The organism is Bacillus sp. MYb209, from assembly GCF_002975175.1.
Lineage (GTDB): Bacteria > Bacillota > Bacilli > Bacillales > Bacillaceae_G > Bacillus_A.
In genome coordinates this window covers 1-23,099 of the sequence record NZ_PCNZ01000015.1, presented here as the reverse complement: position 1 = coordinate 23,099, position 23,099 = coordinate 1, and the positions used below count along the sequence as shown (strand labels likewise).

The window sequence follows — 23,099 nt, the reverse complement described above, 5'->3', positions numbered from 1 at the left end:
CCTAGACCAACTTTTTGGGTGGAAAGGAGGTAATTTCATATGACTATGATGAACTAGATCCATACATTGGTGTGATACATTAGCATTCATCATGCATGTAAGGTAAATTTGGTAATGTAAAACTAGTATTGTCGAAATCCTCCAGAATCCCCCGGATTGCCACCGGGGGATTCTGGAGGATTTCAGTATATTTATGTAATGCTGTAAAACATTTTTTATTTCTGTATTTAATTCTCGGAACGGAAATCCTAATTCGCGAGCCTTTCTATTATGTAACGTACAATTAGTTATTTCATTATAAGGTGCTATATTCTCTCCCGCTTCTTGAATAAGAGCTTTTGTCCCACTGTTTTCTTCTATGAAACGAATAACTTCTCCCATGGAAATCGCTCCGTTACTACAAGCATTAATTGGACCTTCTATATTTTCCATTCCGCACCATGCTAAAAACTCTCCTGCTTCTTTTTCATGTATGAACGACAACTGTCCATCTACATGATAGACAACAATACACTCTTGTTTCACAACATTTTCAACGTAAAATTGTAATCTCTTCGTATAATCATTTTCTCCAATAACGACGGGAAATCTTACCGCAACGACTGGGAATGTTGCCTGTTGAAACAACACTGCTTCCGCTAATCTCTTTCCCTCACTATAAGTGAAATTCCCTCTATCTCCATACGTAATCGAATATTCATACGGGTTGAAGTCTTCTTCTTGCAAGTTTAATGCAGGCTCATATACCGCCATTGAGGATGTCATAACATATTTTTTCACTCTACCACGTAATACTTTACATATAATTTTCGCGGCGTTCGGGCTATAGCATAAGTTATCGTATACAATATCATAACTTTTACCTTCTAAGCGCTCTTCCAGTAATTTCTCGTCTTCTCTATCTACTACAATTCTTTTTACCGTATCCCCAAAAGAATCCTCCGTAAATCCTCGTGTTGCAATTGTTATATCGTGTCCCTCTTGTAAAAGCGCTTCTACTAATTGCTTACCAAAAAACCTTGTTCCCCCTAGAACCAACACTTTTTTCACTTTCATCATCCCCTATTTTGTAAAATACTACCTTAATTATAAACATAAATATAAATATAAATAAAAAGCATGGAATCATCATCAAGATTCCACGCTTTCTTACATACGATACTTTAACGTACTCGATATTTAAAAATACAATAGCAGCAATATAAAATAGAAATTACTGATACATAAACCCATAGTTCATATACGAATCCCTCTCCCCATACTCCCATAAAATAAAAGAGTGAAGGCAACGTCAATGTTACCCATGATTGTACAAAGGCAATTCTGCCAAGATATTGATTGATATTCTTTTTTTGTGCATTTAATACAAAGAATAAATACCAAAGTAATGCCCACATAAACCATGTTAACGCATTAACAACATCATGGAATTGAACAAATGAAACAACCATATAGAATAAAGCAATAATTGCTACCCAAATACAGAACCAGCCTAGTCCACTACTATCCATTCCTTTAATAAAAGTAATGCCTACATATAAATAAGTTAAACCAAATAAAAAAGTAGCTGCATATGAATATACCGTCCAATTACTTTGATCAGAAATCATAATCAAATAGAACGGAATGATAATTTGTAATGCCCCCACAAATAAATTAAAGACACCTGCACTTTTCATCTCTACTTTGCCTAATATGACAAAGCTATTTAAAAATAAAGCTGCACCTGAAAGTAATAATCCTACGTAACCCATATATATTCGTGTGAAAATCTTTCCCTTTCACACTTTTAACCTCCCCACAATATAAAGTGATACTTTATTATTTTTCTTCCTATTTAAAACTACATACACAATTTTTAATCTGAATAAGTCAGACTTCCTACCTTAAAAAATAAAGTGAAAATCTCTTTAATAACTGCTATATAGCAATATTATTTCTTATTTACTCCCATTCAGCTTTTCCGTATTCGAAAGTAAAAGTATTACTCTAACAACACCCTGAATTAAAAGCGCTTTCAACAAAAAATAATCCTATCAAAAAGCTACTAGGATTACTTGATTATAAACGCACTCTAACAACAAGACAAGACCCGGGATGATTTTCAAATTATTCTCTTTGATTTCTATGAAAATCAATAGAATGATTCATTTATACTAGTTCATTCTATTGATCCTTCACATAAAATATTTTAAATTCATATTAATCTTTTTAGAAAGGTAAGATGTATATGCTTCATCATGGAATTCCCCGATATGTAGTTCATTCAACTGGTGTTTTAACGAAAGAAACTAATACTGTTTCTGCTGTAGTTAACATTGTGAACCTGGATAAATACTATCCACATCACATAACTATTGAAGTATGGGATTGGTCTACTTATTCCACTCCTGTAAAACTTCCCGTACTGATTGGAGAAAATGTAGAAGCGAGCTTCCCCTATTCTCTCGACAGTAATAATCTTGCCGTTTTTTACGCCGATTTAGATGACACTGTAGATTTATATGAAATTCGAATTTCATATAACGATCATTCCAACATTATTGCAAATTGCTTTGGGCGAAGCTTACCACCATATTCAAGCCAAGAAGGTAACACAGTATACCATAAACAGCTCGTTCGAATTCATTAAGTCCCCCTATTATATAAAAAGGGCCGGTCAGTAATACATTTATCTTTATAAGATAATCGGATTACTGACCTAAACTGTCATAGTCAATCTTGATAGTCTCTTATTCCAAACAATTGCTATTTATCATAAATATCATTCGGATTAATTGTAGGAATAAATCCATTTATTTAACAGCAGCTAAAGATTATCAGTCCATCGCTTTTGCATTTTTAATTGGTTCAATTTTCTCCTTATCTGGAATTGCGCTTATCGCTTACTGGCATCCCACACTTGGACTAGAACATGGACTTTCCTTATTGCTTTTAATTGCTTTTACAATCGGGACTTTCATTACATTAGTGTGGTTAAGTATAGTTATTGTACGCATGTTTCCAAATAGTGATGCTACTGAACAATTTACCTTTCTTTCTTATTTAGATAAATATCCAGAACTATTTTGGTCGAGCCTACTTTACAATATTGGCATTTGGGTATGTAACTTTGTTATTTGGTTCGGAGAAGGGCAAGGAAATATTGAAAACACGTTTATTTATCATCAAATGTATGATACCTCTGTTTTCTGGGCTTATTTAAGCATTATCCCAACCTATATTTTCTTCGTAGTATCCATTGAAACAAGGTTTTATGAACGGTATAAGAAGTTCTTCGGTTCAGTTAACAATGGGGCAACATTAAATACAATTTTACAATTAAAAGAATCAATGAACTTTGTCCTAAAGCAAGAAATGGAACGCATACTTCGTAATCAAGGTATTTTTTCTTTACTTATTATTTTTATAATATGGATGTTTAGTTCACAATCTGGGAACGTGACACTTGAATACTCTATTTTGCAGCTAACTATAATTGGTGCTTATGCAAACGGAATGGTCCTTGTTATCACGTTAATACTCTTATATTTTGAAGATCGTAAAGGGGCATTTCGAACATCAGCCCTGTTCTTTTCTGCAAACCTGTTATTAAGTCTTCTTCTACTTCCATTTGGATTCAATGGTTACGGTATTAGTTTTGCACTCGGATCTTCTATTACATTCTTATATGCTATTTCTAGACTCTTTACTTATATTAAAGATATTGCCCACTATACATTTTGTCAGTCAAACATTTCTATGAAACAGCGAACTTTCTTTACTAAAGTGGCCAATAAACTTAATGGAAAATAAACAGATAAAAAAATGACCTTTGCATAAGCAAGAGGTCATTTTTTTATCTGTTTATTAAACTTCTAGATAGCCATTTTTGTTATTTGATTGCCATCTCCAAGAGTCTGCACACATCTCTTCTAATCCGCGTTTTGCTTCCCATCCTAATTCACGCTTCGCTTTTGATGCATCTGCAAAACATACTGCAACATCACCAGGACGACGCTCCGTAATTTTATAAGGAACTTCCTTGCCTGAAACTTTTTCAAATGCTTCAACCATTTCTAATACACTATAACCAGTACCTGTACCGAGATTGTATGCATCTATCCCAGTAGTGCCAAGTACCTTTTCAAGTGCCTTTACATGTCCATTTGCTAAGTCTACAACATGAATATAATCACGGACACCCGTACCATCTTTTGTTGGATAGTCATTTCCAAATACACTTAATTCTTTTAACTTACCTACTGCTACTTGTGTTACATATGGCATTAAGTTATTTGGAATTCCATTTGGATCTTCTCCGATACGTCCACTCTCATGTGCACCAAACGGGTTGAAATAGCGAAGTAATGCAATACTCCATTCTGCATCTGCAAATGCTACATCACGCATAATTTGTTCAATCATTAATTTTGTTTGACCATATGGATTTGTTGCACTTAATGGAAACTCCTCCGTAATTGGTGATGTTTCTGGGATACCATACACTGTTGCAGACGAACTGAAGATCATCTTCTTCACATTATGCTTCTGCATCACTTCACATAGCACTAATGTGCTTGTAATGTTGTTATGATAATACGTTAATGGGATTGCTACTGATTCCCCTACAGCCTTAAAGCCTGCAAAGTGAATAACAGCTTCAATTGTATTTTCTTCAAAAATCGTATCAAGTGATCCGCGATTTAAAATATCTTCTTTATAAAACTTAAACTGTTTTCCTGTTATCTCTTTCACTCGATTTATAGACTCTACTGAGCTATTCGAAAGATTATCTACTACTATAATTTCGTAACCGTTTTTTAGTAATTCTACGCATGTATGACTACCAATATATCCTGCTCCACCTGTTACAAGTATTGCCATAATTATAGTCCTCCATATTTCATTCATTATAAACTTCTCAAAGTATATCATATATTTCTTATCATATGTTTATTATGCGAGCACAGAAACTTACATTTTATCCCATACTTATTTTGTACAATGCACGATTCCAATCCGGTAATAAAAAAAACGCCACATAACAGACATCGCGTGGCGTTTTTTGATCAAATTACGTAACAATATACACTTAGAAAATGCGCAAGACTACCTAACAATACAAAAACATGAAAAATTTCATGGTGTCCCATATATTTAAACTCCAACCATTTTGGCTTCGCACCATAAATAAACCCACCAATTGTATAAAAAATGCCTCCAAGTACTAAGAAAATAATACCTCCTGTACTTAAATTCTCAGCTAGCGGTGCAAAGAATAGAACAATTAACCAACCCATCAGAAGATAAATTGCTGTCGATAACCATCTTGGACAATTAAACCAAAACATTTTAAAAACAATACCACAAATCGCAGTTGCATAAACCAAACAAAATAATAGTAAACCATTTGCCGAATTTAATGTAATTAAGCAAAAGGGTGCATATGTACCTGCAATTAATATAAAAATCATAGAATGATCTAGCTTTCTAAAAAAATAAATAACACGTTCACTCGCTACAACACTATGATACACAGCTGACGCCATATAAAGGACCATCATCCCGATACCAAATAAAATAACAGCTGTAATTGCAGCAACAGATGGCATCTTAACAGAAACTTTCACAAGCATAGCTAATAATGCAATAAATGATAATACAGCTCCTCCTAAGTGAGTAAATGCATTAACCGGCTCTCTTACATAAACATTCATATAAACACCCCTCATATAATTACATGTAGTTTTCATAACTACATGTAATTATATACACATTATTTACACGGGTCAACATTTACAATTCATTTGTTTCGTAATACCATATTTAAAGATATACTAAACATTAAGTTCCACTAAGTTATAAAAGTGAGGGGTTCTACGTGGAAAATATAAATAAATTACTTGAATCATTACATTTAGAAAAAAGTATTAAACTTGAGGATATCCCAAATGTCGACTTATATGTAGACCAAGTCGTCCAACTATTTGAGAATACTTATGCGGATACAACGAGAACTGATGATGAAAAAGTATTAACAAAAACAATGATTAACAATTACGCAAAAGGGAAATTATTCATCCCTATCAAAAATAAAAAGTACTCAAAAGAGCATATGATTTTAATCAGCTTAATTTATCAATTAAAAGGGGCCCTTTCCATTAATGATATAAAAAGCTCCTTAGAAAATATAAATGAACCGTTAATAAATGATGATACATTCGAATTAAATACTCTATATAAAGATTATCTTGCTCTTACTGAAACCAATGTCGACAGCTTTAAACAAGACGTAAATAACCGTGTTGCCGAAGTAAACAAGGTTTCTTCCTTAGAAGATCCAAAGCTAGAAAAGTTTTTATTACTAACATCCTTCGTGACTATGAGTAATATGTATAGACGTTTAGCGGAGAAACTAGTTGATGATCTAAAAGAATTGTAAATAAAAAACTATCCACCTGTTAAAGTGGATAGTTTTTTGTTTACTTAATTGCTTCATGAACCTTTAATTGTTTCCCTTTAATCGTTGTGTTTTTCATGACTTTTAAAACAAGTGGTCCTTTTCCATTTAATATTTCAACGTAAGAAACATTGTCTTGTATTGTAATAATGCCAATATCTGCTGCTGTAACACCTTTAATTTTAGCAATTGTACCGACGAAATCTACCGCTCTAATTTTCTTTTTCTTCCCGCCATTAAAGTACAGTTTCATAATCCCTTTATTTAGGTCTGCGTTTTTATCTTTTTTTATAATTGGTTTAGCATGTATTTTTTCCTCAAATATCGCTTTCCCTTTCATAACTTCTTCTTTTGAAGGTGCAAGTGCCTTTGGAATTTCAAAGCCGATGTACTCCTCAATCTCTTCTAAAAATCTATTTTCATACGGCGTTATGAATGTAATAGCTTTTCCGTTATTACCAGCTCGTCCTGTTCTTCCCGTACGATGTACATAACTTTCTTTTTCTAATGGAATATCATAGTTAATAACATGTGTAATATTATCAATATCAATTCCTCTAGCAGCTACGTCTGTCGCTACTAAATAACGGAACCTTCCTTTTCTAAAATCGTCCATAACTTCAAAACGATCTTCTTGTACCATACCACCATGTATTTTGTCACAAGGATAGTTAACGCGCTTTAACTGTTTAAATACGTGATCTACATTTTCTTGAGTACGGCAAAAAATAATACAACTATCTGGATTCTCAATCGTTGTTACATCTTTAAGCAGTGAAAGTTTATCCTCTTCTCTCGCCTCAAAAAGGGTATGTTCAATTTTGTCTGTTGTAATCCCAGCAGCCTTAATTTCAATATGAGTCGGCGAATCCATATACGTACGAGATAACTTTTCAACATCTTCCGGAAGCGTTGCTGAAAATAGCATTGTCATTCGTTTTTTAGGTAATTCGTCAATAATTGCCTCTACTTGATCGATAAAGCCCATATTTAGCATTTCATCTGCTTCATCAATAACTAAGTACTTCAAACAATCTAAAGAAAGGGTACCTTTTTCAATGTGATCTAACACACGGCCAGGAGTCCCAACTACAATATGTGTCTTTTGCTTTAACTCTAATTTTTGACGTGCAAATGGAGATTTACCATAAACCGCAGCGGCCTTAATTCTTTTGAAGCGGCCTATATTCGTAATATCTTCTTTTACTTGCACAGCAAGCTCTCTCGTCGGTGTTAAAACTAAAGCTTGCGGCTTATTCTCTTCCCACTCCACCATTTCACAAAGTGGTATGCCAAATGAAGCGGTTTTTCCACTTCCAGTCTGTGATTTCACGACAAGGTCTTTCTTTTGCAAGGCAACTGGAATAACCTCTCCTTGCACTTCCGTTGGATGTTCATATCCTAAACCAGTAAGTGCTCTTACAATTTCCTTACTTAATGCATAATCAGTAAAACTTCTTTTACTCATGTAATAACCTCATTTTATTCTGTATTTAATAATTATATTTTTTATACCCTGCGTTCAATTATACTGAGATAATATATTAAACCAATATTTGTAGTTCGCTAAAATACCATCTTACCCTAAGTATAACCCTTTATATTCTTTTTTTTGAAATAAAACAATAAAAAGCAGACTTATTATTAAGTCTGCCTCACCCATAAAGTATTAAAAAATATTCTTATACATTTATTTTTATAGAAGAAATATCTTTATGGAACTAACCTTTTTACAACTGGTATTCTTTGTAGTACTAAAGTTATTACCAGACTAAGGACGATTGTAATAATTACATTGATAGGTATTGCTAATATTGCATGTACATGTGCATTCACCTTAGGGAAAACTTTGTACAAAAAGTTATTTAATAAGAAAAAGTGAAGAATATAAATTCCAAGACTCGCTTGATTTATACCACGTAATAAAAATGGTAATTGTCTTTCTGAATTTTGGAAAGCATATCTGAAAAAGACAAATAACCCAATTGCCATAAGTACAACACCTGGTGCAAAATATTCATACCAATATTGATCCAGCTGTCCATTTGCTTTCAATGTATAATGGTATGTAATAAAGAATGTACCAATGCATCCTACAACTCCCCCAATATAAGAAATATTCCGCCATTTTTTCGCAATATCATAATTTGATAAGTAATAACCAAGTAGAAAATATCCTACATAATTTGTAACATAAAATAATTCAATATTAAAGTTGATAGGATAATAATAGTTTACTAGTTTAACTATAACAGATGCATATAGCCATAAAATTAAAAAATATTCTATCTCTCTCTTCTTAGCATTTTTCACAAATACTTTCAGTAAAGGTGCGATTAAATATATTCCTACAATCATATATAAGAACCATAGATGTAACCCGATACTATTTGTTAAAAAGTACTTTATCCCTTGCTTTAAAGAAGCCGGAAAATATCCTACGCAAGCCCCATAGATGTAAAATATAGCACTCCAACCTATAAAAGGTATAATCACTTTACTTGCACGTTTCCTTAAAAATTCCCCAATAGAAGTATCTTTTGTTCCCTTTAATAATAGGGCTCCACTAATCATTACAAAAATTGGTACACTAGCACGCGAAAGTGAATCGTAAAAATTACCAGCCAGCCAACGCGACACGTTATTTGAATCTAACGTAGAAACATAACCAGCAGCAACGTGAATTGTAACGACCGCAATTGTCGCTAATACACGTAGCCAATCCATATACACTAATCGTCCCATAAAATCTCTCCTAAATTAATATATTTATCTATTATTCTCCCTACATAATTCTACATTAATCAATTATACATTAAAATATATTATATCCATATAAATCCAAAAACATTAAATAAACTTTATTTTTTAAAATTAAACATTAAAACCTTTGACTTATTACTAAAAATACTGTAAATTATCATTTGGACGAACATTTTTAAGTAAACTATGTAAAATATTCGTATTTTAGGGGTGTAAATGATGGAAAACGTATTTGACTATGAAGATATTCAATTAATTCCTGCAAAATGTATTGTAAATAGCCGATCTGAGTGTGATACAACTGTCACTTTAGGAAAACATAAATTTAAATTACCTGTCGTACCTGCAAATATGCAAACGATTATTGACGAAAGAATCGCAACTTATTTAGCTGAAAATAATTACTTCTATATTATGCATCGTTTCCAACCAGAGAAACGCATCTCATTCATTAGAGATATGCAATCACGTGGATTAATTGCTTCAATCAGTGTTGGTGTTAAAGAAGACGAGTATGAATTCGTACAACAATTAGCTGCTGAGCAACTTTCACCTGAATACATTACAATCGATATCGCACACGGTCATTCTAATGCTGTGATCAATATGATTCAACATATTAAAAAACATTTACCAGAAAGCTTCGTTATCGCTGGAAACGTTGGAACTCCAGAAGCGGTAAGAGAATTAGAAAACGCTGGTGCTGACGCAACAAAAGTTGGTATTGGACCTGGTAAAGTTTGTATTACTAAAATTAAAACAGGCTTTGGGACTGGTGGTTGGCAGCTAGCTGCACTTCGCTGGTGTGCAAAAGCTGCAAGTAAGCCAATTATCGCTGACGGTGGTATTCGTACACATGGCGACGTAGCTAAATCTATTCGATTTGGAGCGACTATGGTTATGGTCGGTTCTCTATTCGCTGGTCATGAAGAGTCTCCAGGGGAAACAATTGAAAAAGATGGCAAACTTTATAAAGAGTACTTCGGTTCAGCTTCTGAATTCCAAAAAGGTGAGAAAAAAAACGTTGAAGGTAAGAAAATGTTCGTTGAGCATAAAGGTTCTTTAGAAGACACTTTAATCGAAATGGAGCAAGATCTTCAGTCTTCTATTTCTTACGCTGGCGGAACAAAATTAGACGCAATTCGCACTGTAGATTATGTAGTCGTGAAAAACTCTATTTTCAACGGCGATAAAGTATATTAATTCTTAAATTTAACTCGAAGGACAAGCATAAAAATGCTTGTCCTTCTTTTTCATGTATAAAAATGTTAAATATTTTCATTTAATTGAATTTTCTAGTATTATATTTTTAGATACTTATAATAAGGGGGATATAACAAATGAAAAATGTAATTGAGAAACGCCTTATTCGCGCAGAAGTCTCAACTGAATTGACATGGGATCTTTCTGATTTATACGAATCTGACAAAGAGTGGGGAACTGCACTAAGTGTATTAACAGACGATATAAAAAAACTTGATGCATTTAAAGGACAATTACACACTGGCCCCGCTACCTTATTAAATTGCCTACTTTTAGAAGAAGAGCTTTTAATGAAGTTAACAAAACTCAACACATATGCATATTTAAAAGAATCCGCTGATCGTACAGATCCAGTTATTCAAGCGAACTCTTCCAAAATTTCCGCTTTAGGGACGCAAGTACATACTGCACTATCCTTTATTTATAACGAAATTCTCTCATTTGAAGAAGGAACAATTGAAAAATATTTAACTGCGGAAACAAAGCTCGAACCTTTCCGTAAATCGTTACTAGAAATACTTAAAAAGAGGCAGCACACTCTCTCACCTGAAACAGAAGAAGCTCTTGCTGCACTCGGCGAAGTTCATAGTTCCCCCTACAAAATTTATGGCATGACTAAATTAGCCGATATGGATTTCCCTCCTATACAAGATGAACAGGGAAATGATTTGCCTGTATCATTTGCATTATTTGAAAGCAAATATGAATTTTCTCCAAGCGCATATTTACGTAGAAAGGCATATTCATCATTTGTTTCCACATTGCAACGATATAAAAATACAGTTGCAACAACATATGCTACTGAAGTAAAAAAACAAGTGACACTTTCGCGTTTACGCAAATATGAATCCGCTACTCATATGCTTTTAGAGCCTCAAAAAGTTCCACTTGAAATGTATAACAATCAACTAAATATTATTTATAATGAATTAGCGCCTCATATGCGCCGTTTTGCAGATTTAAAAAAGAAAGTATTAGGTCTCGATCAAATGCTCTTCTGCGATTTACATGCACCGTTAGATCCTGAATTTAATCCAACAATCACTTACGAAGAAGCTGGCAAACTCATTCAAGATTCTTTAAAAGTATTAGGAAATGAATATAGTTCCATTATCGAAAAGGGCTTCAAAGAAAGATGGGTAGACCTTGCAGATAACGTTGGAAAATCAACAGGTGCCTTCTGCTCTAGCCCATACGGTTCTCACCCTTATATTTTAATTACATGGCAGGGTACGATGCGCGGGTGTTTCACATTAGCTCATGAATTTGGACATGCTGGTCATTTTTATTTAGCAAATAAAAATCAGCGTATTATGAATGTGCGTCCATCTATGTACTTTGTTGAAGCTCCATCAACGATGAATGAATTACTATTAGCTCAGCATTTACTTGCGACAACGGAAGACAAGAGAATGCGCAGATGGGTTATTCTGCAACTACTCGGCACGTACTACCATAACTTTGTTACTCATTTACTCGAAGGAGAATATCAGAGAAGAGTATATGCCATAGCAGAGGAAGGACAAGCACTTACAGCCACCACTTTAACTGAAATAAAAACAAATGTCCTTTCTACATTCTGGGGAGATTCAGTAGAAATCGATGAAGGTGCCGGTTTAACATGGATGCGTCAACCTCACTATTACATGGGCTTATATTCTTACACATATTCAGCAGGCCTAACTGCATCTACCGCTGTAGCCCAAATGATTAAGGAAGAGGGACAGCCTGCTGTTGATCGCTGGCTCAACGTACTCCGCGCAGGCGGTACGATGAAACCACTCGAATTAATGAAACACGCTGGAGTCGATATGTCAAAACCAGATGCAATCCGTAAAGCTGTTTCTTACGTCGGTTCCTTAATTGATGAACTAGAGCACTCTTATCAAGAATAAAAATAAGCCCTCGTTTTATGAGGGCTTATTCTATATTTACTTTCCAAATCTTTTGCGGTATCCGCACTTTCTACACAGTTCTTCTACTGCAACCCTTTTTGAAAATCCATCTACAATATTTTGCGCTCTATCGCCTTCAATAATATTAGAGAATGAATCATTATTAATATTTCCAAGGTTAATAATCCCCTCACCATCTAAACAGCAAGGAATAACAGTTCCGTTCGCTAAGATTCCAGCCTGATTACGAAGTCCATGACAGAAACCTTTTCCATCATCCTCTTCTTCATGTAATGCCGGCCACTGGAATTCATAATCTTGATTAATAAATACACGTTCCGCAATTTTTATACCTTTTCCTGGCGTGAGCTTCTCTTCAATGTTATAAGAAAGATCAAACTCTTTTTCGATAATAGATAATAAATCTCTATTCCGCTGAATTTCAAGATTCGTTTTGTTATCCTGAGTTAAATTCCATAACCTTAGCGAAACAATTAAATCCGATTGACTCGTCGCTTCTCTAATGAAAGAAAGTATACTCCTTACATAGCCCTCTTTATCTTGCGATCCTGGGTGTCCATCAAAACTGTGCAGTGAAAAATTCATTTGTCTTAAAGCAGGCTTATTTAACAGTCTATGCCTTCTTTTATTAATTAACGTTCCGTTCGTTGTAATATTAACTTTAAACCCTTTTTCATGGCTTAAATCTAATAGTTGATCTATTTTCGGATGGAGCAACGGCTCACCCTTCACGTGCAAATAAATGTAGTCTGTATGAGGTTTAATTTGGTCTAATCTTTTAGCAAAATCCTCCACAGAAATGAATTGCTTCTGCCTTTCCGTCGGCGGACAAAAGCTGCACGCAAGATTACATACGCTCGTAATCTCTAAGTAAAACTTTTTAAACTTCTTCACCTTTAATTCCTCACTTCTCTGACTACTTATACTTTTTCCTCTTCATATTACAGCATACTTTTTTAGAAATAGAAACATACTTATTTTAGGAAATCTACATACCATCTATTAATATTTAAAAGACCATCGGTGATTTTTGTCCAATGGTCTTCCCACTATTAATTACCTTTAACCTCTTTTACATATTCCCATGTTTCACCTTGATCTTTGGATTGATAAAGTATACTACTATTACCATTGTAATCTCCATCTTCTCCTTGACCCACTAGCATGTTAAAAACTCCATCCTTCTCATAAGGCATATTAGGAAAATCAAATGGATTTATTAATTGTCCACTTTCTAGCTTCACCTCATGATTCGTATAGCTCACCTTTTTAAAGGTTTTACCCCCATCATCTGTACGGTATAGTCCCCCTTCAGTTCCTGAGGGCCTGGCTGCCCTTAAAAATCCGAGCTTCTCATTAAAAAAGATAATTCCTGATGCACTACCAACCGCTTCATTAAACGGGTCTTCATTTATAACTCCCCATGTTTCCCCACCATCAATTGTCTTGCTTAGTGAATAAAAGGTACTCCCTAATGCTTTATCTATAACAGTTAGTTTATAACCCACTTCTTTTGAAAAGTAAAATTGCTCATTATTATTAGTTACATCCTTCTTTTCCTTTTTAGAACTACTTTCCTTACTCCAATCGGAATTACCTAGTAGATTATATCTAGCAGGTACTATCTCCTTCTCTTTTCCAGGGATAAATATAGATACCGTATATCCAATTATTTCGGATTTTGCTTCTTTTAACTTCTCTAATTTCCCATCTTTATTAATATTAATAATTCCTGCTGTATTATAACCCCAATTCCTTTTCCCATAGTAAATTAGCCCATACTGATTTTCATTCCACTTACTAACAATTTGTTTAACTGGGATGGCCTGAACCGTTTCAATTAAAGGTTTTACTAATTTATCTTCATTATAATCAGCATTAACATGCCCATATAGTCTTATAAAAATATCTTTTGATTTGTTTTTATTATAAGATATTAAATAACTTTCCTCTTTTCCAGCAGCATTTTTCCCATAAAGAAAGGTATCAAATGAGGTTATTGTTCCATCTGAGTTGAATTCTAATGTAAAACCATCTGAAATATATAACTTCTTTGGCAAAGTATATTTTTTATTTATATCTTCAAAAATACCCTCTACACCATATTTATATATATTATCACGCTCAAGTTCAACTGATCTTTCATGTTTTATGCTTTCTATAAACCATGCTAGTCTACCACCATAATTTGTTGCACTTTTATAAATTTTCATCCCATAAAAAAACGTTATAAAAATAATGATGATAACGGAACAATATTTCCATCCTTTTATATTTATTAATTTGGACGATTCATGTTCCCCATTTTTTATAACTTTAATTGTAGTAACTATAATGATAAGGATTAAAAATACTACACATAGTAACAGAATATAAATATTATTATTCATTCTCCCATACATACATAACAAAGCTAACTCATAACAAAAAATCCAGTACCCAATTATTAATAATGGATTTTTTAGTAATGATATAAGTACTTTTTTCATATTTCCCCTAACTATGTTAAGCCCCCCTAATTACATCTAATACTTCTTTTTTCCTATATTGATTATGCTTTATTTCACCAAATACTTACATCTCCCCTTTTAATTATGTATCGACTAAATCTAAAATAATGAATTACATATAGAAAAAAGCACTCTATCCTGTAAAGATAAGTGCTAATTTTTTGATCATATTTTTATTACATATACAACCAATTATAATTTATTTTAATAAATAGGGCATTATTAACTTTCAATTATTACCCACTATTTATGATACGGTTCACCGCGATTAATACGAAACGCTCTATACACTTGCTCAAGCAATACTAATCGCATTAATTGATGTGGTAATGTCATCTTTGAGAAAGAAAGAGATTCGTTTGAACGCTTCATTACTTCAGAACTAAGCCCCAGTGATCCACCAATTACAAATGTGATTTTGCTCTTTCCATATGTAGCAAGGCGATCTATACTTGCTGCAAATTCTTCTGATGATTTTTGTTTTCCTTCTATCGCTAATGCAATGACGTGCGTATCATCAGAAATTTTATCCAGTATACGTATACCTTCTTTTTCTTTTACAATTAACATTTCTGCTGCACTTAAATTTTCTGGTGCCTTTTCATCTGGCAATTCAATTACTTCTACTTTTGCGTAAGAAGATAATCGTTTTAAGTATTCTGCTATACCTTGTTTTAAGTATTTTTCTTTTAATTTTCCGATTGAAATAATCGAGATATTCACATCTATTCCCCACCTTACAAACACGTTATCCACAGGACTTATCCACATATCCACAAATGTTACCCACATATTGTGTGAGAATCTGTGTTCGATACAACATATGTCGCCTCGTTTTGACAAAATTCACATGTTTTTTTCTCTTCTTCAGAGTTATCCACATTGTTAATAACCGGTGCGACTTCACACTCATCCACAATGATATCTAATGCTAATTCAACATGTTCTAAACAACAAGGTAAATTCATATTCTTCACCTCACTTTTCTACAATAGAAAACAGGAGGTAGGCCCTCCTGTTTTTAATACTTTTGAATGCCTAATTTCACCGTTGTTGTCGCTCGTTTTGTACCACGATAAAACGTAAGAGTCATTTCATCATTAATTTTTTTATTATATAAGGCCGTGCGGAACTCAATAATATCGTGCACCGCTTTTCCATCTACCGCCACAATAACATCATGTTCTCTAAGACCCGCATCCGTACCTGGCGAAGGACTTTTCACATCTAAAATGCAAACTCCTTCTGTTACGTTACCTGGTAAGTGTAACGTTTTTGACCAATAGTAACTCGGAATCTCATTTAATGATCTTAGTTCAATCCCAACGTAAGGTCTTCTTACTTTACCGTACTTTTCTAGTTCATTCATAATAGGAACAGCTCTCGTAACTGGAATAGCTAGTCCAATTCCCTCTACTTCTTTTGCTGCAATTTTCATTGAGTTAATACCTATTAATTGTCCCGCTACATTTACAAGCGCCCCACCACTATTACCTGGATTAATTGCCGCATCTGTTTGCAATACTTCTACTTGCCAATCGTAATGTCCATCTTGATCTAAATCTACAGGAACAATACGCTCATTAGCCGAAATAATACCTTGTGTGACAGTTCCGGAAAATTGTAACCCAAGTGGATTTCCAATCGCAATAACTGGTTCTCCTCTACGAACGGTATTAGAGTCGCCAATTTCAATCACTTTCTTCACATGCTTCGCATCTATTTCGAGTACCGCTAAATCCGTGACTACATCGGTTCCTAATACTTTACCTGGAATTTTCTTACCGTCACTTAAGCTCACTTCAATACGATTCGCCCCAGCAACAACGTGGTTATTCGTTACAATATACGCATGTCCATCTGTTCTCTTATAAATCACACCAGAGCCTGTACCAGCTTCCGAATCAGCCTCTGAAAAATCATCTCGTTGAATATTAATAACACCAACAACAGCCTCTGAGGCACGATCAACAGCGTCTACAAAGCTAATCTGTTTAACAGGACCATTTCCACTTTGGGCTTCAGCCATATTTTTTTCACTTGCTTCAGCTTGTGGAAGCTTACCTGCATGATTTGAAAATAAAGGAGCTCCAAATGCAAATAATGAAGCCCCTACAATTGTTCCCGCTATGCTAGAAATGAAAATACCTTTATGTTTCTTTTTCCCTGCGCGTTTAATACGATATTTTTCTTCATCAATAAAGGACATATTTGTTCACCTATCTTCCTGAAAACAACTATATTCACCTTTATTATTTACTAAAATGAAGAATTATACGTATTGAATTTTCGTAGGTATTTTTTGATCTGTATCATGTATTTCAAAGGATTCTCCAACCCCAAAACCTTTTTCTTCTAATACTTGTGATACAGACATACGCGCTAATTCTTTCATGTTATTATCTAAGCTTAAATGCGCTAAATAAATGTGTTTTGTCTCGTCTGTAATAACATCAGCCATCGCTAATGCAGCGTCCTCATTACAAACGTGGCCAACGTCGCTTAAAATACGTCGCTTAATGCTCCATGGATAGCGTCCCATACGAAGCATTTCCACATCATGATTGCTTTCAAATACGAAAGCATTCGCTCCCTTAATAACACCTTTCATACGGTCACTTACGTAGCCCGTATCTGTAATAAGAGCTAACTTTCTATTATTGTTATGAAAAGCGTAAAACATCGGTTCTGCCGCATCGTGAGAAACACCAAATGATTCAACTTCAATATCCCCAAATGTTTTCACGTCTCCTACTGAGAAAATGAATTTTTGATCAGTTGGGATATTACCTATTAAATGTTCCATTGCATTCCATGTTTTCTCGTTCGCATAAACAGGTAAATCATATTTACGCGCCAATACACCTAATCCTTTAATATGGTCACTATGCTCATGTGTTACAAGAATACCTGATATGTCATTTATATTCAGTTCAGCTTGTTTAAATAAAGCCTCTGTAGCTTTACCACTTAAACCTGCATCGACGAGCAGTTTTTTTTCATCTGTTCCTACATATAGCATATTCCCTGTACTTCCACTTGCAAGTACACTAAAATGCATACTCATTCTTTCTCACTCCATTATGTTCTTCCGGCACTTGAGTTTCCCCTAATTCCATAACTTGCCCTTCAATTGCATTCACAAAAAAATCCTTTTTCTGTTCTGTCTTTAAGTTCCATGTTGGAGCAAGCACTTGTATATTAGAAGAAGACTCCGCAAGAGTCGCATATCCAATCTGCGCCTCTTTCACGTGCGTATTTTCTGCAATTTTATTTTTCAAATATATATTTTCTAAAGCTGTTTGAGCAGTGATAATTTCTTGTTCTTTCGTCTTTTCGCTTTCGCCCATTTCCTTCAAATCCGTTAACATTGTTTGTGTATACGAAACAAGCTCATTTTTTTCATTCAAATCTACAACAATCATTGCATGATTGTTGTAAAAAATCGGTTTATCCTTATACTTTTGGAAGAAATAAATTTTGGAGTCTTTCATTGCCCCGAACTCGTACTTCTGTCCGTCAAGCACGTAGTTTTTCAAAAAATCATTATACTTATCTTTTGACAATGATTTCGTATTTAAAAAAGGCTCTTTTAATTTACTTTCTATTTGGTATTCGTCTTGCACATGTGCTGTCTGGTTTTTTAAAGACTGCACATCATCTTCTTTGAAACCCTTATTTTTTGCCATTATAAATGACTCTTTTTTCGGTTCTTTAGGAAAGTTCCCCATAGTAATCTTTCCAGCCCTTAATTGTTGATCGATTTTCGTTTCCGTCACAAGTTCCAATTGATTACTATCTTGCTTTTGAATGAACTGAAAGATAAGAAAGAGGTCTAAAACAAAAAAGGTCACAATAAATATGGTTTTAATTCGATCCCAATCCATTTAGTCCCTCCTCACTCCATTCAAATATTTGTTGCTTACCATTTTCTTCACATTTTACATACCATATCGGCTTTAAAATAACGTTTTTTCCTTCGTTGATGGAATCTTCCAATGATAACTTATAACCAATTCCAACATCCTGAATTAAATTTTTATCAATTTGCGGATTATTCTCTAATGATGCCATCACGGTCTGACCCGATGCGAGAGAAGTTGTTAGTTGTTTACTAGGTAATTTGAAACTTGGATCAAAAAGAGATCTTTCATACTGCATGATTTCACCTGAACCCCATGCTTGCTTTAATTCTGCCATTCCATCGCTATTAAATACAGGTAACCCATCCTCATATAAACGGAAAGACGTTTTCCCCTTATTAATATAATCAAAACGATAGAGTCTTAAGGCACCACTATGTCCACTTACAAAGTCAAAACTTTTTTGTAAAAGTGTTGCATTATCCATAGATTCATCACTGTGTACAGCAGAGTTTTTGTATTTCAACATTGCATTTGACTGATCAATTTCCATAGAACGTATACCATCTGTAAATGTTTCCTTTGATTTCTCAGAAATAGGACTTAAATAACGCGGATCACTAAATAATGCATTTTTAAATGTATCCTCTTCTAACCTAGATCCAAAATACTCTACCTCACTTATTTCCGTAATTCCATCTGGTAAGTAAAGTTTTTTTCTATCACTTATTTGATATTCAAAATACGGTCTCGCTACTGTTATAAGTTGATTTTGAGCATTTATAACATCCTTTACATCAACACCACTCAATTTTGCTTGATATATTTTACGATAAGGATAAGTATCATAGGAAACAAAACTAATTTTAATTTCTTGGTCCTTACTTCGAGAAGGATCAATTATAATACGATTGAAACTCCTATTATCTTCTATGTTTTTATCTTTAAAATTAAACATACTTTTAATCGTACCCAGTGGAATGTTTGTAGGAAAAACAAATTCGATTTTTTCTTCTCCATGTACATACGAAAGAAAATCACCTTTAGGAACTGTCCCTGTTATTTCCCTAAAATCATATAACTCTCCATTTTCAAGAATTCTATAAATTAAATCCACATTATTCTTGTTTTCACTCACATAATGATTTTTCTCTTTATGAACAATGACAGAAGATGGGTGAACAACCTCCGAAAGTTTTATTGGATTTATCTCTTCATTCCCTTGAACAAATTTTGCATTTTGTATCGAATTAGAATCAGGAACATATGTCCATAAGTTAAAAGTAAGAAATAGGCTAATAACAACTAAATTAATTAGAACTATCGTTTTAAAGTTTTCCATGCTCATTCCCAATCGTCCTCTTCATCCGCCGCCATTGGCAGTGTGAAATAAATAGTTGTCCCTTTTCCTTCTTCACTTTTCGCCCAAATCGAGCCGCCATGTGCCTCAATCATTTCTTTCGCAATGGCTAATCCAAGACCTGTACCACCCATTTGCCTTGAGCGAGCTTTATCTACACGGTAAAAACGTTCAAATATTTTATCTACATTTTCCTTCGGGATTCCCATTCCTTGATCACTCACACTAATCTCTAATAACTCACCACGATCACGCAGGCGATATGTTACTGTACCACCTTCTGGCGAATACTTTAATGCATTGGAAATAATGTTATATAAAACTTGTGTAATTTTGTCCGCATCCATATCAATAAATCGAGATTTCTTAGAGAAGGATCGTTTGAAACTTACATTTTGCTCTTTAGACATTTCAAAACGATCGATAACATTATTGAAGAAATCAGTAAAGTCGACAAACTCCTTCATTAAACGATGTTCAGTACTATCTAGTTTAGATAGTTGTAACAATGCATTTACAAGTCTGATCATTCTTTCTGTTTCTTCTTGTGTAACCGTTAAAAATTGCGGTGCGATATTCGGATCTTGCCATGCACCATCCGTAAGTGCTTCTAAGTAACTGCGCATCGTTGTTAACGGTGTTCTTAGCTCATGAGATACGTTTGCAACAAACTCACGACGTTCTCGCTCTATACGCTCCTGCTCCGTTACATCATATAATACAGCAATTAAACCATTTGCCTTCCCTGTTTCTTTTTGAATGACAGAGAAACTAGCACGTAAAATATATGGTTCATTTCTCGTACTAAAATCTAATAAAACTGAATCAGGTTCTTCATATAAATGATCCAACGTAAATTCTTCTTGTATCCCTAACACTTCTAAGACTGATTGATCTAGTGCCGTTTCACGCGAAACATTTAACATTTTTTCCGCAGGATCATTTAATAAAATGATGTCGCCTTTTCGATCAGTAGCAATTACTCCATCTGTCATATGTGATAAAACGGATGATAATTTTCGTCTTTCACTTTCTGTGGAGGAACGAGCTTGTTGTAATTTTTTAGATAAATTATTAAAAGATAATGCTAATTGTCCAATCTCATCATGACTATGCACCTTTACTTTTCGCGAATAATTTCCTTTCGCCATTTCAATTGCTTGTCTTCGCATATCTGAAATTGGTCTCGTGATTGTTTGAGCCAATAAAATTCCAAGTACAGCTGTTACTAATAAAGCAATTACTGTCCCTGTCGCGAAAATTTGGTTTATATCCTTCATTTGTTTATACACATCTTCCATAGATGCAACAATACGAATGACGCCAAGTACCTCTCCTTCTTGCTCTTTTAGAATAGGAGTAATCATCACTTGAACCCGATGACCCGTTTTCACGTCTTTCTCAACCTTTGACTCTGGTTTTTTTTGTACCATTACCCGTTGTACAGCTGTGTCTGCTGACGTTCGTCCTACCTTGTTTTGCTTAGACGCGTCTGAAATTGCCATTAATTTTTTAGTAGAATCAATTACACTTACTTCTTGAATATCTCTCTTACGATCTGACGCGAATTTTTGAATCGAATCATTAATAGCTTTATCTACTGATTCTGTTTTAGGACGTTCTTTTACAAACTCTTGCTTCAGGTTATAAGAAAGTAAGTTTGTTTGCTGCGTTAAGGAATCTTGAAAGCCTTTTACAAGGCTTTTTTCTAATTCCCTGACGAAATATACACCAATTACTTGCATTGCTATTAATATTAACAGCATATATATGAGCACAAATTTTAAATGAATAGATTGAAAAAAACCAACTTTCTTCATATACTATTCCTGTTCTGGGTCACGCAAGTAATACCCTACCCCACGTCTAGTTACAATTAAAGTAGGATGACTTGGATTATCTTCAATTTTTTCGCGTAAACGACGTACCGTTACGTCTACTGTACGTACATCTCCAAAATAATCATAACCCCAAACTGTTTGTAATAAATGTTCACGAGTCATAACTTGACCTAAATGCTTCGCTAAATAATGTAGTAATTCAAATTCACGATGTGTAAGCTCAATGCTTTCTTCACGCTTCGTTACACTATAAGCGTTCGAATTGATAACGATTGGTCCAATAACCATTTCGGTATTTTCTTCTTTCTCTGCAGCACCACCCTGCTGATGGCGACGTAAATTCGCTTTCACACGAGCAAGTAACTCCCTCGTACTAAATGGCTTCGTTACATAATCATCTGCCCCAAGCTCAAGCCCTAATACTTTATCAATTTCAGAGTCTTTTGCTGTAAGCATAATAATTGGCATTTCTGAGCTTTTACGTATTTCACGACATACCTCTAAACCGTCTTTTCCCGGTAACATAATATCTAATAAAACCATATCTGGCTGTTCTTCATTTGCTTTTGCAATCGCCTCATCACCATCATGCGCCATTACAATTTCAAAACCTTCTTTTTCTAGGTTGAACTTCAAAATATCCGCAATCGGCTTTTCATCATCAACTACTAAAATTTTCTTTCCCATCATCGCCTATTTCCTCCTTATAAAAATATGGTCAATCATCCCTAAACACATTGACGCTTATATAGTATGTCCCTATATGACCGCGCCCTCTGTTTAATTATTTTCTCCTCTATTCTCATAGACTCATATATGATCCACTTTTACATGGAATCTTATACGATCTATAGAAAAACCTCTAGCTTCAACTGCTAGAGGCTCCTCATTCTATTTTAAAATAACTACTCAATTTTGTAAAATTACATAAATAAAAAGGATATTAAGTGGGCCCACTTAATATCCTGAGAGTGGCTCGGGACGGAATCGAACCGCCGACACGAGGATTTTCAGTCCTCTGCTCTACCGACTGAGCTACCGAGCCAAAACTATATATAAAACCACTAATGGTGGTATAAACAAAAGTGGCGGTCCCGACCGGGGTCGAACCGGCGATCTCCTGCGTGACAGGCAGGCATGT

General features: G+C 34.3%; 19 protein-coding genes, 1 tRNA gene and 2 pseudogenes. 5 read left to right on the top strand and 17 right to left on the bottom strand.

Annotated elements, in window-relative coordinates; genetic code table 11:
- Positions 1-180: 180 nt before the first annotated feature.
- Together CQZ94_RS19730 and CQZ94_RS19725 are read right to left on the bottom strand one after the other, a co-directional pair.
- Positions 181-1,056 (bottom strand): annotated as a pseudogene (locus CQZ94_RS19730) (NAD-dependent epimerase/dehydratase family protein); the annotation flags it as partial.
- Positions 1,057-1,163: 107 nt separating this feature from the next.
- On the bottom strand, positions 1,164-1,754 hold the full coding sequence (locus CQZ94_RS19725) for an AmiS/UreI family transporter (RefSeq protein ID WP_105586731.1): 591 nt from the start codon (positions 1,752-1,754) through the stop codon (positions 1,164-1,166).
- Positions 1,755-2,230: 476 nt separating this feature from the next.
- On the opposite strand from CQZ94_RS19725, the gene CQZ94_RS19720 reads away from it, so the two are divergent.
- A complete protein-coding gene (locus CQZ94_RS19720) occupies positions 2,231-2,632 on the top strand; it encodes a hypothetical protein (protein ID WP_002144601.1) in 402 nt (133 codons plus the stop codon).
- Positions 2,633-2,748: 116 nt separating this feature from the next.
- Positions 2,749-3,795: pseudogene (pelG, locus tag CQZ94_RS19715) on the top strand (exopolysaccharide Pel transporter PelG); the annotation flags it as partial.
- 54 nt (positions 3,796-3,849) lie between these two features.
- On the opposite strand, the gene galE reads toward pelG, so the two are convergent.
- On the bottom strand, positions 3,850-4,866 hold the full coding sequence (gene galE / locus CQZ94_RS19710; protein WP_105586730.1) for a UDP-glucose 4-epimerase GalE: 1,017 nt from the start codon (positions 4,864-4,866) through the stop codon (positions 3,850-3,852).
- 185 nt (positions 4,867-5,051) lie between these two features.
- Positions 5,052-5,699: a PAQR family membrane homeostasis protein TrhA gene (gene trhA, locus CQZ94_RS19705; protein WP_105586729.1), complete on the bottom strand. Its 648-nt coding sequence runs from the start codon at positions 5,697-5,699 to the stop codon at positions 5,052-5,054.
- A 164-nt stretch (positions 5,700-5,863) separates the two neighbouring features.
- Between trhA and CQZ94_RS19700 the strand changes: the two genes are divergently transcribed.
- Complete coding sequence (locus CQZ94_RS19700) at positions 5,864-6,424, top strand: DUF1836 domain-containing protein (protein WP_105586728.1); 561 nt, start codon at positions 5,864-5,866, stop codon at positions 6,422-6,424.
- A gap of 40 nt (positions 6,425-6,464) precedes the next feature.
- Here CQZ94_RS19700 and CQZ94_RS19695 read toward each other — a convergent pair whose 3' ends face one another.
- A complete protein-coding gene (locus tag CQZ94_RS19695; protein WP_105586727.1) occupies positions 6,465-7,910 on the bottom strand; it encodes a DEAD/DEAH box helicase in 1,446 nt (481 codons plus the stop codon).
- 245 nt (positions 7,911-8,155) lie between these two features.
- Positions 8,156-9,187 (bottom strand): acyltransferase, encoded by a 1,032-nt coding sequence (locus CQZ94_RS19690; protein ID WP_105586726.1) that lies wholly within the window; start codon positions 9,185-9,187, stop codon positions 8,156-8,158.
- Between the two features lie 237 nt (positions 9,188-9,424).
- Here CQZ94_RS19690 and guaC point away from each other — a divergent pair, with 237 nt between their 5' ends.
- Positions 9,425-10,408: a GMP reductase gene (gene guaC / locus CQZ94_RS19685; protein WP_002068771.1), complete on the top strand. Its 984-nt coding sequence runs from the start codon at positions 9,425-9,427 to the stop codon at positions 10,406-10,408.
- A 137-nt stretch (positions 10,409-10,545) separates the two neighbouring features.
- A complete protein-coding gene (pepF, locus tag CQZ94_RS19680) occupies positions 10,546-12,363 on the top strand; it encodes an oligoendopeptidase F (protein ID WP_105586725.1) in 1,818 nt (605 codons plus the stop codon).
- A 36-nt stretch (positions 12,364-12,399) separates the two neighbouring features.
- On the opposite strand, the gene CQZ94_RS19675 is transcribed toward pepF, so the two are convergent.
- The 11 genes from CQZ94_RS19675 to CQZ94_RS19625 all read right to left on the bottom strand — a co-directional run bounded on the left by CQZ94_RS19675 (position 12,400) and on the right by CQZ94_RS19625 (position 23,003).
- Positions 12,400-13,278 carry a radical SAM/SPASM domain-containing protein gene (locus tag CQZ94_RS19675; protein WP_105586724.1) on the bottom strand — a complete coding sequence of 293 codons (879 nt, stop codon included), beginning with the start codon at positions 13,276-13,278 and terminating at the stop codon, positions 12,400-12,402.
- A gap of 158 nt (positions 13,279-13,436) precedes the next feature.
- Positions 13,437-14,873, bottom strand: coding sequence for a WD40/YVTN/BNR-like repeat-containing protein (locus tag CQZ94_RS19670; RefSeq protein WP_105586723.1), 1,437 nt, complete (start codon positions 14,871-14,873; stop codon positions 13,437-13,439).
- A gap of 264 nt (positions 14,874-15,137) precedes the next feature.
- On the bottom strand, positions 15,138-15,617 hold the full coding sequence (rlmH, locus tag CQZ94_RS19665) for a 23S rRNA (pseudouridine(1915)-N(3))-methyltransferase RlmH (protein ID WP_002123590.1): 480 nt from the start codon (positions 15,615-15,617) through the stop codon (positions 15,138-15,140).
- Between the two features lie 59 nt (positions 15,618-15,676).
- A complete protein-coding gene (locus CQZ94_RS19660; protein WP_001052825.1) occupies positions 15,677-15,862 on the bottom strand; it encodes a CxxH/CxxC protein in 186 nt (61 codons plus the stop codon).
- Positions 15,863-15,915: 53 nt separating this feature from the next.
- Positions 15,916-17,103 (bottom strand): S1C family serine protease, encoded by a 1,188-nt coding sequence (locus tag CQZ94_RS19655; protein ID WP_105586722.1) that lies wholly within the window; start codon positions 17,101-17,103, stop codon positions 15,916-15,918.
- Positions 17,104-17,166: 63 nt separating this feature from the next.
- Positions 17,167-17,961 carry an MBL fold metallo-hydrolase gene (locus CQZ94_RS19650; RefSeq protein WP_105586721.1) on the bottom strand — a complete coding sequence of 265 codons (795 nt, stop codon included), beginning with the start codon at positions 17,959-17,961 and terminating at the stop codon, positions 17,167-17,169.
- Positions 17,945-18,781 (bottom strand): two-component system regulatory protein YycI, encoded by an 837-nt coding sequence (locus tag CQZ94_RS19645; protein ID WP_105586720.1) that lies wholly within the window; start codon positions 18,779-18,781, stop codon positions 17,945-17,947. Before CQZ94_RS19645 ends, CQZ94_RS19650 begins: the two co-directional genes overlap by 17 nt.
- Entirely contained in the window at positions 18,762-20,105 is a 1,344-nt protein-coding gene (locus CQZ94_RS19640) for a YycH family regulatory protein (protein WP_105586719.1), read from the bottom strand. Before CQZ94_RS19640 ends, CQZ94_RS19645 begins: the two co-directional genes overlap by 20 nt.
- Positions 20,102-21,937 carry a cell wall metabolism sensor histidine kinase WalK gene (gene walK, locus CQZ94_RS19635; RefSeq protein WP_105586718.1) on the bottom strand — a complete coding sequence of 612 codons (1,836 nt, stop codon included), beginning with the start codon at positions 21,935-21,937 and terminating at the stop codon, positions 20,102-20,104. The genes CQZ94_RS19640 and walK overlap by 4 nt, the downstream gene beginning before the upstream one ends.
- 3 nt (positions 21,938-21,940) lie before the next feature.
- On the bottom strand, positions 21,941-22,648 hold the full coding sequence (gene walR, locus CQZ94_RS19630; RefSeq protein WP_105586717.1) for a cell wall metabolism DNA-binding response regulator WalR: 708 nt from the start codon (positions 22,646-22,648) through the stop codon (positions 21,941-21,943).
- Positions 22,649-22,930: 282 nt separating this feature from the next.
- A tRNA-Phe gene (locus CQZ94_RS19625) sits at positions 22,931-23,003 on the bottom strand.
- Positions 23,004-23,099 lie beyond the last annotated feature (96 nt).